This window comes from Natrialba sp. SSL1 (genome assembly GCF_001861355.1).
In the GTDB taxonomy this organism is placed as follows: Archaea; Halobacteriota; Halobacteria; order Halobacteriales; family Natrialbaceae; genus Natrialba.
On sequence record NZ_MASN01000050.1, the window covers coordinates 1 to 14,494 of the forward strand.

Consider the following 14,494-nt stretch of genomic DNA (forward strand, 5'->3'; position numbering starts at 1 on the left):
TGTGACCTGAACCTCCCCGACGAAGAAGACGGGTATCAACACGAATACTTCACCGGTGACGAGTGGGAAGTAACGGAGTCTACGCTGTCAAAGCGTGATGGCGACTACTACCTCCACCTCGGGTTTCGCAAACCGAAGCCCGAGAAACAGGTCGAAATACAGGATGACGACGAGGACAGGACAGTTCTCGGCGTTGACCTCGGCATCGTTAACATCGCCACCACCAGCACAGCGTACTTTGCGTCGGGGAGGGAACTTCGACACCAGCATCGAGAGTTCGAGCGGATTCGCGGCAACATTCAGCAGACCGGTACACAATCTGCCCATCGAACGATTCAGCAGATGAGCGGAAGGGAGTCACGGTATCTTCGTGACGAACTCCACCAAGTCGCTAACCAGATTCTCGAAGAAGCACGCACACACGACTGTGAATACATCGCCTTCGAAAACCTGAAGCACATCCGAGAGCGTGCGCCACCTGTCAAGGAGTTTCACCAGTGGGCACACCGGCAACTCGTTGACCTTGTGGAGTACAAGGCTGAAGCCCACGGGATTAGTATCGAGTTTGTAAGTCCGAAGAACACGAGTCGTCGGTGTCCCGAGTGTGGGCATACGAGCGAAGGGAATCGGGTGCAACAGGCGGAGTTTGAGTGTGAGTCCTGCGGTGCAACACAGAATGCGGATTATGTGGGTGCAAAGAATGTTGGGTGGCGGTTTGTCCGTCGGGGCCTACAGTCGTCTCGGCGGATGGGCGACAGTCAACTCGCCCTGAAGTCAGGAACGGTGACACCAAACCGGGGATTTGTCCCGTCCGACTAACCACGGTCGGCAGAGGCCGAGTTCACTGACAAGCCCCGCGCCACCGTGCGCGGGGCAGTTGACCAATCGATGTTCCCTCCCGAACTTGTGTCGTGGATGTACTCCAACCTTGGTTGCGAAGATACCGCCTTACATCGTTTATCTCGTCTGAAGAAGACACAGAATAGAATAGTCAGCTAATATTATATATTGATACCTGATTTTCAAATCTTCAGTTGCTTAGAGAACTGATTGATCCGAGTGGAACGCGTTATAGATCGACCTTTCGGAGATCGATACCGCTGTTCATACTAAAGAGACCATTGTGAGACACCCGTTTCGTAGTCCGCCAAGCTAGTCCTTTCGATATCGTTGTGATTGCAGAAACCAGAGAGTATTAGTAGAGTCGCACGACAGTAGTGATAGTTGAGATATCTGTTAGGTGGTGTGTCTCGGAAATGACCGATTCAAATAACGAATACGATAATTACACTGGTGAAAAAGGGACGACTATTGGATACGAGTATACTGCGGATTCACGTTCGCCAATGCTCGGAGCAGACCCAACAGTGAGAGCAGGGACGATTATCTACAACGATGTCGTTATCGGGGATGGGTTTTCGACTGGGCATCATGCGCTCGTCCGAGAACTTACAGAGATTGGAGATGACGTTTTAGTGGGAACGAAAGCCGTCATTGATGGCCGGTCGACGATCGGTTCCCATGTGAGTTTACAGACGGGTGTGTACATTCCATCTCATACTGAGATTGGCGATTATGTGTTTCTCGGACCACATGCTGTGTTGACGAACGATCCGTATCCAATTCGGAAAGATGTTGAGTTAGCTGGACCGACACTCGAGGATCACGTCTCAGTGGGTGCGAACGCAACGATTTTGCCGGACGTGACTGTCGGTCGTGGCTCGTTCGTTGCTGCGGGGGCTGTTGTCACGGAAGATGTGCCAGAAGAGACATTAGCTGTGGGTGCACCAGCACAACATAGACCATTACCGGACACTCTCCAGGGGGAGAACGATATTTGATGATACCAATTGCGAACCCAGAACTTGGACAAGATGAGAAGGATCGTGTTGATGCTGTTATCGATAGTGGGATGCTCGCGGATGGACCGGAAGTCCGTGAGTTCGAGACTGAATTTGCTGACTACTGTGGGACAGCACACGGGATTGGGACCTCGAACGGAACAACAGCATTGCATGCAGCGCTTGAGGCACTCGAAATCGGCAACGGCGACCAAGTACTGACAACACCGTTTTCGTTTGTCGCGACGGCTAACGCAGTTCGATTTACGGGTGCCGAGCCGGTGTTTGCCGATATCGATCCCGAAACCTACAATCTCGACCCTACTGCTGTACGAGAAGTTGCCCGTGAAACCGAGATTGATGCGATCCTCGCGGTACATCTGTACGGGCTGCCGGCAGCGTTAGAGCCCCTTCGAGAGATTGCCGATGAGTTGGATGTGCCGTTGATCGAAGATGCAGCTCAGGCACATGGAGCGACGTATGATGGTTCCCGGGTCGGGTCAATCGGTGACATCGCGTGTTTCTCCTTCTACCCGACGAAGAACATGACGACCGGCGAAGGTGGGATGGTGACGACCGATAGCGACGATGTAGCAGAGAAACTTCGCCAGTTCATTAATCACGGCCGGACAGACTCGTATGCGCATGCTTCGGTCGGGCATAATTTCCGGATGACTTCAATTGCGGCTGCGATTGGTCGTACTCAGCTCGAGCGTCTGCCTGAGTTTATCGAGGCCCGTCGAGCGAACGCTGCTCGGCTTACGGAGGGGATCGAGACGGATGCAGTGACATGTCCTGTCGAACCGGACGACCGAGAACACGTCTATCATCAGTACACGATTCGAACAAAGAATCGAGATGGGCTACTGGAGCATCTCGAGGAGAACGATGTTGGTGCTGGCGTGTACTATCCGACGTGTATCCACAACCAGCCTGCATACGATAACGTCGAGTGTACAGTTCCGAATGCGGAGGCTGCTGCATCTGAGGTCCTCTCGTTGCCTGTCCATCCAAACGTCACTGCTGATGAGATTGACCACATCGTGGAGGTGATCAACGACTATGCCGCATAAGGACGAACCAATCGATGTCGGCGTGATCGGCGTCGGTTCGATGGGCCAACATCATGCTCGCGTCTACGACGAGTTACCCAACGCAAATCTGGTTGGTGTCACAGACGTCGACGAAACGCAAGCGGAGGAGATTGCGGCGAAACACGGCGTCAAAGAACTGGATCGCGAGGCCTTACTTCAGGCAGTCGATGCCGTCTCGGTCGTCGTTCCGACACAGTTCCATTACGACGTCGTCACACAGTGTCTCGACGTGAACGTCGGGACGTTCGTCGAAAAGCCAGTGCTCGAAACCCTCGAGCAGGCGGATGCACTGCAATCCCGTGTCGAGCGAGCGGACGTCCCCGTCCAAGTCGGCCACATTGAGCGATTTAACCCTGCTGTACTGCAACTCGCTGAGTTCATCGATGACCTTTCGATCGTCAGTCTACGCGCCCAGCGACTTGGGCCACAACCTGACCGAACGATAGAAGACAGCGCAGTCCTCGATCTGATGATCCATGATATCGATATCGTGCTGTCGCTGCTGGGTGAGATGCCGACGACGACCCAGAGTGCCGGCGTCGAAAAGAATCGTCATGCATCGGCGCTGCTTGAGTTCGACTCGGGCGTTATGGCATCGCTGACGGCGAGTCGAAAGACACAACGAAAGGTGCGGACGCTCGAGATTACGGCCGAGGAGTGTTTCGTCGAACTCGACTACATCGAGCAATCACTCGAGATTCACCGTAATTCGGTCCCGGAATATATCGAGCAAAACGGCGACGTCCGGTTCAAACACGAGAGCATCGTCGAGCGACCGACAGTCCACAACGCTGAGCCGCTCCGCAATGAACTCGAGTCGTTCGTCGACACAGTCGATGCACACCGTATACCTGAAGTCACGGTACAGGACGGAATCAACGCACTCAGAGTCGCTGAAGCGATCGAAACGACGGCACTCGAGGAGACCGGTCGGATGGTGATCGCAGATGACTGATGCTGACGTAACGCAGCGCTCTACGTCGTTGTACAGCTCGACGGCCGACGAAGAAACACAGCGCCAGGCGTTTGTGAACGGCGATGTTCCAGTTGCCGTCTATGGTCTCGGCAAAATGGGATTGCCGTTAGCCTCGGTTTTCGCTGAGACTAACGGGAACGTGCTCGGTGCCGATATCGATCCCGATGTCGTCGACACGATTAACGACGGGAACTGTCACGTCAAACGTGAGCCTGGTCTCGAGGAGTTGGTCGACCAGTTGGTAGCTGACGATGCGCTCGCTGCGACGACCGAGCCGCGCGAAGCGGCACGTGACGCATCGGTCCACGTTATTATTGTTCCGACACCGATTACGGACGACAAAGAGCCCAACCTGGCAATTCTGGATGCCGTCGTTGAAGATATCGGCGCTGGACTCGAGAAGGGCGACCTGGTGATCGTCGAATGTACGGTCCCACCGCAGACGACCGAGCAGCGGGTGCTGCCAGCTCTCGAGGACGCGGCAGGGCTGTCGCTCGGCGAGTTCGGGCTCGCGTTCTGCCCTGAGCGGACCTCGTCCGGCCGTGCACTCGAAGACATTCGTGGGGCCTATCCGAAAGTCGTCGGCGGGGCAGATGCCGAGAGTACGCGGGCGGTATCCGTGATCTACGACGAACTCAACAGTGAGGGTGTGCTGCCCGTGTCGGACGCAACGACTGCAGAAGCGGTGAAGGTCTTCGAAGGCCTGTATCGCGATGTCAATATTGCGCTAGCGAACGAACTCGCGACATTCACTGACGAGCTCGGAATCGACGTCAACGAGGCGATCGACACTGCAAACACGCAGCCGTTCTGTGATATCCATGATCCAGGTCCGGGCGTTGGCGGGCATTGTATCCCGTATTACCCGTACTTCATGATCAAGCCGTTCGAGACCGATTCGCGGTTACTCGAGACGGCGCGTACGGTCAACGATTCGATGCCTGCGTTTACGGTTGAGAAGGTTCGGGAAGCGCTTGAAGCAGATGGCAAGGACGTGTCCGAATCGACAGTCGTGATTCTTGGCTTGACCTATCGACCTGGGGTGGAAGAGATTCGAGCCTCGCCGTCGATTCCCATCTCTGAGCAACTGGCCAAATTGGGAGCGGATGTCTACGGTGTGGATCCGATGCTCGAGTCGGTCGAAGAGTTCGAACTCGAGCAGATAGATATTGCAGCCGTTGCCGATGTCGACCCAGATGCGCTCGTGATGGTGACTCCGCACGAGGAATTCCAACATATAAGCTGGAACAATATTCATCGCAACAGTAATAATCTGTCAGTGGTGATTGACGGACGACAATCGCTCGAAGATGTAGACCTCGAGTCCCGTCAATACACGATCGGTAGCGGATATGGTGAATAATGTATCGTGACCATACAACTGGAGTCGTGGTGCCGGCGTACAACGAAGAGGGATTCGTCGGCGATGTAATCGACACGATGCCAGAGTACGTCGATCGGATGTACGTTATCGACGATCGGTCGACCGATGGCACGTGGGACGAGATCCAACGACACGCCGAGAAGGTGAATCAGGAATCCGTCTCGGTTGCCTATGATGAGGACGACGTGAAGGTAGAGGCAGAGCCCGTTGCTACCGACGGCGGAGTCGTGACCGATCCCGAATTCGATCGACGCGTCGTGCCGATTCAACATGAAGAGAATCGTGGCGTTGGCGGCGCGATCAAGACCGGTTACAAGCGCGCTCTCGAGGACGAACTCGACATCACCGCCGTCATGGGTGGTGATGGGCAGATGGATCCCGATATTCTCTACAAATTCCTCGATCCGATCGTCGAGGATAAGGCCGACTACACGAAGGGCAATCGACTGCTCTACAAGGACTACCGCGAGGGGATGTCGAAGTGGCGGTTCTTCGGGAACTCCATTCTGACGTTCCTGACGAAGATCTCGTCGGGCTACTGGAAGACGATGGATCCCCAGAACGGGTACGCCGCGATCTCGTACTACGCGCTGGACAACGTTGGAATTGACGATATGTACGAGTACTATGGGTACTGTAATGACCTACTGGTGAAACTCAACGCCAAGGGGATGCGCGTAGCCGACGTCGCGATGCCCGCGGTGTACGGCGACGAAGAGTCCAGTATCAAGTACTCGACTTACATTCGACGCGTGTCGGGGATGTTGCTGCGGAACTTCCTCTGGCGGCTGAAAACGAAGTACCTCGTACTGGATTTCCACCCGCTGGCGCTGTTTTACCTGTTTGGTGCTGTGACAACGCTGTTCGGATTATTCGCTGGCCTGTGGTCGATATACGGTAATGTGATTCTGGACAATCCGTTGTTCGTTCGCGGTGTATCGAGTATGCTCCTGTTTACAGTGGGGAGTATGTTCCTCATGTTCGCGATGCTGTTCGATATGCAAGTTAACGAAACCCAGGAGGTGCAGATTCGTGACTGAGACGACACAACTTGAGCATGAGTCTTCCGAAGATGCAGTACTTGAGTACAAAGACAAGATGGCGACTTGTAATTCAATCGAGCGGACTGACGAGAACGTACTCGCCGTCTCTGTCGACGTTGAGGATTGGTATCACGTGCCTGCAGTGACTGGTTCATCGTTCTCCGAATTCGAAGACGTCCACGAGTTCTTCGACAAGTGGAACGACGAGTACGATTACCTGACCGAGCCGACACATCGAACGCTTGATCTCTTCGACGAGTTGGGTATCACGGCGACCTTTTTCATCGTCGCCGACGTCGTCGACAACTATCCTGGACTCGTCGAAGAGATCGCCGACCGTGGCCACGAAATTGGTTGTCACGGCTTGCACCACGAGTGTGCGATCGATCCAGATACGAAGGAACCCCGGTTCACGAGAAAGGAATACAAAGAGCAGATCGGGACAGCAAAACGGAAACTCGAGGACGCGACCGGACAGGAGGTCGTTGGGTTTCGAGCACCAAACGCATACATCGGAGGATGGGTGCTCGACGTGATCGAGGAACTTGGTTTCGAGTACGATTCGTCCGTCGCGAGGAACTCGCTTTTCAACAAAACCGACTCAGAACTTCCTCACGTCGATACACACCCATACGTCCCCAAACAGAACTCACTTTCTCCGGGAGGAGATCGGCCACTGATCGAACTTCCCTGGCCTTTCTGGGAAGTGGGGCCGGTAAGGATTCCTACCGGCGGTGGCCCGCTAATCCGCCTGTTTGGCGAGTCGGTCGTCAAACGTGGCGTCGTACAGAGCCTCGATCGAGGCCCCTCGAGTTTCTACTTCCACCCGGTCGATATCGCTCGAGCTGACTTCCCGAAAGTCGGAAACACGAAGCGACGACCAGTGTACTGGCTATTCAAAGGAGAAACGGCTGAAAAACGGATCCGGTCGCTTCTCACCAGTGTCGGTACGGAGCGTTGTCTCCCCTGTGGAACGACCCTTCAATGGTGGAAATCACAACATGCCCAGTGAAAACCAAGTCGTCGAAGGCCTCCCACCCGTCGAAGACGTCCTCGAACTACTCGATGCCGCCTATGGCGGCTGGGGTGACGGGGAGTTCTTCGAGTGGAAATATAATTATCCGGGGACTACCCGAGACGACCACCATCTGTACATCGAGACCGACTCGAAGCCGACCGCGTTCGCCCGGCTGTATCACAGAGAGCTCGAGATCGGTTCCGATCGACTGTCGGTCGTCGTTAGAGGAAATGCTGCGGTTCACCCAGAATGTCAGCAGATGGGACAGTACAAGTCCCTCCACACGGCGACCGAGCGACACTGCGAATCGGCTGACGTCGACCTGATCATGACGTACAACCGGAAGGACAATCACTCCTTCCAGACGAACGCCAAGTCCGAGTGGTCACACGCGGAACTCCCGTTGTACCTGACGATACTCTCACCGACGGCAGCGCTCGAGGAGTACGCAGCGTCCGTCCTGGCAAACGAGGGCGCACTCGGGCAGCTCGCGTCGCTTCTCGGCGACCGAGTTCGAGTTTCGGTCGACGGTGACTCGGTGTCCCTCGCCTCTCTGGCCGGTGAATCGCCGGCTGATCGTCGTGGGCCAACAGTTCATCTCACTCGAGACGCACTCCACGAACTCGTTGGCCTCGTGGCCAATGGTGCGAGCGTTACGACACTCGCCAAACGCGGACTCTCGCTGGGTGCTCAAAACAAGATTTCACCACTTCCAGTTCGGAAGTCATCACAGCCGAACAGTGAGTTGGGAGACGTCGAGGTAATTCCGCAAGGACTCGATACCGATGCCGACCGTGAAGCGATGCTCGAGTTGTATCGGGCGACCGAGCGCGAAGACGAATCGGTCGTGCGGTTTCGCCGGTCAGAAGCCGACGTCGGGCATATGCTCGCCCACCCGAACCTCCTTGGTACGCTGTGGCTCGAGCGAGATGGAAGCCTCGTCGGCTTCGCTCCAGTCTTCGCCGTTAGATCCGGATCCGTACTGGAAGGACGAGTTGCAGACCTCTGTGCAGTCGATCGAGATGCGAGGAAGCAACTCGTCGAGGGAGTCGAAGCTTTCTGCCAGAACAATGGCATCGACGTGATCGCGATGTTCGCGCCAGAGCAGCCCAGCGACCGATGGGTGCGTATTCGTCGCCACGTACTCATGTGGAACGAGTTGAAGAACGGATCTAGCCGATTCTCGCCGCATGAGTGGGATATCGGCTTCTACGACGTGGTGTGATAGATGCCAGGCACCAACAGTCCTCGAAAATGCACTCAAATGAAATGAAAGTGATACATGACTGATATCGAGAGAAAAGTCGTCTACGGCACATACAAGGCTTCAAAACGGGTAGCGTCGTTTTTCAGTACCGTTGCTAACGTCATGCAGGTAATCCAGCGAGAACATCATTTCTGGGACATCTACCCTCTCTCGTTCAGGGAACGAGCGTCAGCCTGGCGCAACGGATTCACCTCGAGAGGATACCTGTTGTTAGAGCTGGACAAAAACAACCCGGAGAAGTATCTCTCGTACTCACAGCAAGCGAAACGGATCTACCCTGGAATAAACGAGGAGTACATGGACGTGATCGAGAACAAGGTCGCGTTCCACCTCTCAACGGCTCCGTATACGGATTACGTCCCAGAACTGGTTGGATACGTGAGAAACGGCGAGTTCGTTCCGACGTCAGAACACGTGGAGGTGAACCTGATATCGATGGTCGACTCCGTGGTGACGTGATCGTGAAGCCGATCATGAGCGCAGGTGGAAAAAGCGTGCATCATATCAAATCCGAAAACGGGAGTTACTTCATCAATGGCTCACCCACTGAGCCAGACGCAGTAACGTCCACTATCAAGGATCTAGACGAACACCTGGTCGTCGAATACGTCGATCAACACGAGTACTCCGAAGAAATCTGGCCGGAATCGACCAACACGGTGCGAGTACTGACGATGATCGATCCGGACACCGGTGAGTTCTTCGTCGGACGTGCAACGCATCGGTTTGGAGGCTCCGGAACTGGCCCTACGGATAACTGGAGTGGGGGTGGGTTCGCTGTCCCAGTCGACGTGGATACCGGACAGTTCCAGCAGCTGGTTTCCTACTCAACCGAGGAGGGGAAACAACAGTTCGACTGTCATCCGGAAACGGGAACAACTGTCGCGGGAAAACACGTCCCACACTGGGACCGAATTCAATCGGCCGTCCTCGAAGTTGCCGAGATACACGAGCAAAACCCGTACGTCAGCTGGGACGTCGTACTGGATTCGAATGGAGAACCGCAAATAATCGAAGGGGACTGCGCCCCCGGCCTGACTACGCTCCAGCTCGGGTGGGGTCTATTCGAAGACGAGCGAATCGAGCGCTTTTTCGAGAGTGATTTCGTATGACAATCGTATTTACGATCCAACATCCAGCACACGTTCACCTGTTTCGGAACCCAATCAAAGAACTCGAGAAAACTGACGACGTTGAGGTCGTCGTCCGTGACAAAGAGATCATCGTCGATCTACTCGAGGCGTACGATATCGATCACACCGTACTTGCGGATGGGTCCGGGTCAATTTCCAGTCTACCACTCACACAACTGAAATACGAGTTCAACGTGTGGAGGCACGTTCGGAAGTTCGATCCAAACGTCATCGTCGGTGTCGGTGGGTTAACCGCATCCCACGTAGCGACGTTGACTGGCGCAACGAGTATCGTGTTTATCGACAACGAGGATAGACACGCACCGTCTAACAAGTTCGTTACCCCACTTGCAGACGTTATCTGTACACCACAGACACTGGAGAACGACTACGGGAGCAAGCAAGTTCGATACGATGGTTTCCACGAGCTAGCATATCTTCATCCGGACGAATTCGAACCGAAGGCAGAAATACTCAAGAAAAATGGGATCGATGTCGACGAACGATATTTCGTGCTTCGGTTTGTCGGGTGGAACGCACATCATGACGTCGGACGGAGCGGTTTCTCGGTCGAGCAAAAGTCAACCCTCGTCGATAAACTTAGCGAGTTGGGTAATGTCTATATCACGAGTGAATCCCCTCTCCCATCCGAGTTCGAGGAGTACCGTTTACCTATAGAGCCACATCATATTCATCATCTTCTCTATTTTGCAAATATGTATATTGGTGACTCTCAGACAATGGCGACAGAAGCGGCAATGCTCGGTACACCATCTATCCGATCGAATTCGTTCGCTTCCGAGAACGATATGAGTAATTTTAAAATTTTTGAAGATAGATATGATCTCCTATATTCGGTCGGTGACTCGGACAAGGCAATAACACGTGCTCTCGAGTTAGCGAACGATTCAGATAGCAAGAGTCGATGGCGATCGAAGAGTAACAAATTAATGGACGATATGATTAACGTGAATGAATTTATCACCAAGCAAATAAGGAGATACCAATGACATCAATTCTTACCATTGTGGGAGCCCGTCCGCAGTTCATCAAGGCCTTTGCCGTTTCCAAAGAGCTGCAATCTACTCACAATGAAACTATAGTTCATACGGGACAACACTACGACGAGGAGCTCTCGGATGTCTTCTTCGAAGAACTCGGTATTCCGGAGCCCGACTACAACCTCGATATCGGCTCTGATAGCCACGGCCGACAGACGGCTGCGATGCTCGAGGGAATTGAAGAGATCATCGAAACTGAAGAACCCGACATCGTGTTACTCTACGGCGATACGAACTCGACACTTGCCGGTGCGATCGCAGCGTCGAAGATCGATCCGGTCGTCGCACACGTCGAAGCCGGGTTACGGAGTTACAACCGGGAGATGCCCGAGGAGATTAACCGCGTGTTGACCGACCACGCGTCGGATTTGCTGTTCCCGCCGAGCGAGTCAGCTGCCGACACGCTCGAGCAGGAGGGGATCACCGAGGGCGTTCACGTCGTCGGTGACGTGATGTACGACGCAATCCTCTGGGCTCGAGACGTTGCGGAAACTGAATCAGACGTACTCGAGCGCGTTGGCATTGAGGAGGGTGATTTCATCCTCTCAACGGTCCACCGTGCCGGCAATACCGACGATCCTGATCGGCTCGAATCGATCGTCGATGCTCTGTCGAACGCACCGTTTCCTGTCGTCCTGCCAGTCCATCCACGTACCGAGAATCGGCTTCGAGAGTACGGAATGTGGGAGCGAGCAACGTCTGAACTTGAGGTCATCGATCCGGTCGGATACCTGGACTTCGTCCGGCTAATCGACGCGTCTGAACGAGTCGCGACTGATTCAGGTGGTGTCCAGAAGGAGGCGTTCTATCTCGATACGCCCTGTGTAACGATGCGTGATGAGACGGAGTGGATCGAGACCATGGAGAGCGGCTGGAACGTCCTCGTCGGAGCCGATCGGGAACAGATCGAGAAAGAACTTCGCGTGAATCGATATCTCGAGGAGAAACCAACTCCGTATGGTGACGGAACAGCTGCGGAAGCGATCGTGGCGGTACTCACGGAGTACATCGGCGAGAAGCGCATGGAGGCTGTCGAGGATGCTTGAGGATCATGAGTTCGCTTTCTGTCTCACGCACGACATCGATCGGCCATACAAAACGTTTCAGGCACCGTACTACGCTTTGAAAGACCGTGATCCATCGCACTTGAAGTCGCTCGTGAGTTCCGAACGTCCGTACTGGCAGTTCGAAGAAATCATGCAACTTGAAGAGGAACTGGGAGTGCGGTCGTCGTTTTACTTCCTGAACGAGAAGAACCTGTTTCGAGACAAGGAACCCCGTGAATGGACGAAACCGAAGAACTGGAAACTCTTCACCGGTCGATACGACATCACCGACGACGAGATCGTCGACGTGATTCAGGCGCTCGACCGAGGCGGGTGGGAGGTCGGATTACACGGTTCGTATGAATCGTATAATGATCTCGAGCGGCTACGGTACGAGAAAGAGACGCTCGAGGACATTCTCGGCCACGACGTAATCGGAGGCAGACAGCACTATCTGAATCTCGATCGTCCCACGACGTGGGAGCACCACCGAGAAATCGGATTGAAGTACGATGCGAGCCTCGGCTCGAGTAGTGAATACGGCTTCCAGAACGGGTACAACATCATTCAGCCGTTCGGCGATGGGTTTACAGTGTTTCCACTGACACTGATGGAAGTCGCACTTGTCGGCGGAAATCCGGATATAGACTCGGCGAAACGCGAGATTGATCGATTACTTCGCCGTGCCTCAGAGTACGATGCAATCGCGTCCGCACTGTGGCACCCACGTGTGTTCAACGAGCGAGACTTCCCCGGCTACAAGGAATTGTATCGGTATCTGATCACCAGCGCTCTCGAGATGGGAGCATGGGTTGGTCCGGTTGCGGAAGCATACAACTACACTCAGACAGAGATATGATAAAAAAGGCTCAAACGTACGCGAATACGGCGAGATATTTCGTCCACTCACAGTATCAGCAGTCGGATCTGGATATCCCGTTCGTCAGTTCGAACGAGGTCGGATCCGTCAACGAAGAGCGGTTCGACGAGATCCTTTCCCAATACGATGACGACGTCGTATTCGTTCACGCCGGGCTCAGTGACGTCAAGAATGCGTTCGGAACGGACCCCTACGAATTTCTTCTCGGCAAGTTAGACGAGCACTTCGAAAGTATACTTGCACCAGGATTTACGCCATCGTTCCGTTCGACTGGCATCTACCACAAGAAGTTTTCGAGACCAGAGGTTGGTTCGTTCTCGAGACTCTTTCTGGAGGATGCCGATTACCGGACAAACGATGCGATCCACTCCATTCTGGTTCGTGGCAAGTATCGTTTCAGCGATTATGACCACCGAGACAGTTTCTCGGAGAATGGTTGCTGGTCAAAGCTTGATGAAGAGAATATTCTTTATCTGAATATCGGGACACCATGGCTTATCAGCACCCATCATCACTTTATTGAGCACATGCTTGACGTTCCATACGTCGAGACCGTATTGTACGATGGTGTTCTCTATCGCGATGAGTCCGAATGGGAGTCTATCAGACAGTGTAATTATATGTACCAGTGGCCTATCAAGCGCAATCCCAAGAAAATTCAAAAATATTTAACCACTCAGAGAGTTTTGTCGGAATATACTTTGAATGGCCTGAAATTAATGTCTTTCAGGGCGCAGGAGATAAGAGAAGCACTCGGACCTGAAATTAAATCAGATCCGTATTACCTCGTAAAATGAAGGTTCTTTCAATCGTCACTAATCGGTGCGCAACCTTTTACGAAAAGCAGACAGAATCGTTAGAAAAGAGGGGTGTGAAAATAACTCACGTCTGCCCCCCAAGACAGTCTTCCGATCACGAAGAACGGCAAGAGATAGAACGAACGAAACTCGACTACGCCAGATTGTACGCGAAGACTCTGCGGGAAGCGACGAGAGAATACGACCTCGTCCATGCTAACTACGGACTTACAGCACCGTTTGCACTCGCTCAACCGAAACGACCGGTTGTTCTCTCTCTCTGGGGATCAGATCTGGCGGGACGGTTAGGGACGGTGAGTAATCAGTGTGTCAAGTACTGTGATGAGGTTATCGTGATGAGTGACGAAATGAAACGGCAGCTAGATATGGACGCCCACGTGATCCCACACGGTATTGATATGGAACGGTTCAGACCCATGGACCAGTTGGGCACGCAGAACGACGTTGGATGGGACCCTGACTCGAAACATGTTCTCTTTCCGTACGATCCAAGCAGAGACGTCAAGAATTATCCTCTAGCAGAACGCGTCGTTGAACAGGTTCGGGAGAAGGTCGCCGAGTCCGTCAAACTGCAAGTGGTGTATGGGGTTGATTATGACGACATACCGCTTTACGTGAATGCCGCGGATTGCTTACTGCTCACGTCAAGACGTGAAGGATTTCCCAACTCAGTTAAAGAAGCGATGGCTTGTAACCTGCCAGTGGTCTCGACCGATGTCGGTGGGCTTCGGGACCGATTGGAGCCGGTAGACAACAGTTACGTGTGCAGGGCTGAAAGTGAACTCGCAGACCGACTTACTAAGGTACTCACCAGTGACCGGCAATCGAATGGCCGGGAGCATGTGATGGATCTCAGTCTCGATCGAATGGGCGATGATATCATTTCGATATACGAGTACGCCCTACGGTAAAAGCACATATTCGAATTAATTT

Annotated in this window: 15 protein-coding genes; all 15 read left to right on the forward strand. The window is 53.7% G+C overall.

From position 1 onward, the window contains the following. A partial coding sequence (locus tag BBD46_RS16940; protein WP_139173685.1) for an RNA-guided endonuclease InsQ/TnpB family protein occupies positions 1-819 on the forward strand: 819 nt, incomplete at its 5' end. Between the two features lie 437 nt (positions 820-1,256). Then, positions 1,257-1,841, forward strand: a complete 585-nt coding sequence (locus BBD46_RS16945; protein ID WP_084777805.1) for an acyltransferase — start codon at positions 1,257-1,259, stop codon at positions 1,839-1,841. Further along, entirely contained in the window at positions 1,841-2,914 is a 1,074-nt protein-coding gene (locus BBD46_RS16950) for a DegT/DnrJ/EryC1/StrS family aminotransferase (RefSeq protein WP_071402868.1), read from the forward strand. The genes BBD46_RS16945 and BBD46_RS16950 overlap by 1 nt, the downstream gene beginning before the upstream one ends. Continuing rightward, positions 2,904-3,890, forward strand: a complete 987-nt coding sequence (locus BBD46_RS16955; protein WP_071402869.1) for a Gfo/Idh/MocA family protein — start codon at positions 2,904-2,906, stop codon at positions 3,888-3,890. Before BBD46_RS16950 ends, BBD46_RS16955 begins: the two co-directional genes overlap by 11 nt. Further along, positions 3,883-5,274, forward strand: a complete 1,392-nt coding sequence (locus tag BBD46_RS16960) for a nucleotide sugar dehydrogenase (protein ID WP_071402870.1) — start codon at positions 3,883-3,885, stop codon at positions 5,272-5,274. The genes BBD46_RS16955 and BBD46_RS16960 overlap by 8 nt, the downstream gene beginning before the upstream one ends. After that, positions 5,274-6,335 (forward strand): glycosyltransferase family 2 protein, encoded by a 1,062-nt coding sequence (locus BBD46_RS16965; protein ID WP_071402871.1) that lies wholly within the window; start codon positions 5,274-5,276, stop codon positions 6,333-6,335. Before BBD46_RS16960 ends, BBD46_RS16965 begins: the two co-directional genes overlap by 1 nt. Then, positions 6,328-7,350, forward strand: a complete 1,023-nt coding sequence (locus BBD46_RS16970) for a polysaccharide deacetylase family protein (RefSeq protein WP_071402872.1) — start codon at positions 6,328-6,330, stop codon at positions 7,348-7,350. The genes BBD46_RS16965 and BBD46_RS16970 overlap by 8 nt, the downstream gene beginning before the upstream one ends. Next, on the forward strand, positions 7,340-8,581 hold the full coding sequence (locus BBD46_RS16975; RefSeq protein WP_071402873.1) for a GNAT family N-acetyltransferase: 1,242 nt from the start codon (positions 7,340-7,342) through the stop codon (positions 8,579-8,581). The genes BBD46_RS16970 and BBD46_RS16975 overlap by 11 nt, the downstream gene beginning before the upstream one ends. 57 nt (positions 8,582-8,638) lie before the next feature. Further along, entirely contained in the window at positions 8,639-9,082 is a 444-nt protein-coding gene (locus tag BBD46_RS16980; protein WP_071402874.1) for a hypothetical protein, read from the forward strand. A 14-nt stretch (positions 9,083-9,096) separates the two neighbouring features. Then, on the forward strand, positions 9,097-9,735 hold the full coding sequence (locus tag BBD46_RS16985) for a sugar-transfer associated ATP-grasp domain-containing protein (protein WP_139173688.1): 639 nt from the start codon (positions 9,097-9,099) through the stop codon (positions 9,733-9,735). Further along, positions 9,732-10,766 carry a DUF354 domain-containing protein gene (locus tag BBD46_RS16990; RefSeq protein WP_071402876.1) on the forward strand — a complete coding sequence of 345 codons (1,035 nt, stop codon included), beginning with the start codon at positions 9,732-9,734 and terminating at the stop codon, positions 10,764-10,766. Before BBD46_RS16985 ends, BBD46_RS16990 begins: the two co-directional genes overlap by 4 nt. Beyond that, entirely contained in the window at positions 10,763-11,863 is a 1,101-nt protein-coding gene (gene wecB, locus BBD46_RS16995) for a non-hydrolyzing UDP-N-acetylglucosamine 2-epimerase (protein ID WP_071402877.1), read from the forward strand. Before BBD46_RS16990 ends, wecB begins: the two co-directional genes overlap by 4 nt. After that, on the forward strand, positions 11,856-12,722 hold the full coding sequence (locus BBD46_RS17000) for a polysaccharide deacetylase family protein (RefSeq protein WP_171908240.1): 867 nt from the start codon (positions 11,856-11,858) through the stop codon (positions 12,720-12,722). The genes wecB and BBD46_RS17000 overlap by 8 nt, the downstream gene beginning before the upstream one ends. Then, positions 12,719-13,540: an AAC(3) family N-acetyltransferase gene (locus BBD46_RS17005; protein WP_071402878.1), complete on the forward strand. Its 822-nt coding sequence runs from the start codon at positions 12,719-12,721 to the stop codon at positions 13,538-13,540. The genes BBD46_RS17000 and BBD46_RS17005 overlap by 4 nt, the downstream gene beginning before the upstream one ends. Further along, complete coding sequence (locus tag BBD46_RS17010) at positions 13,537-14,472, forward strand: glycosyltransferase family 4 protein (RefSeq protein ID WP_071402879.1); 936 nt, start codon at positions 13,537-13,539, stop codon at positions 14,470-14,472. Before BBD46_RS17005 ends, BBD46_RS17010 begins: the two co-directional genes overlap by 4 nt. Positions 14,473-14,494: the final 22 nt, after the last annotated feature.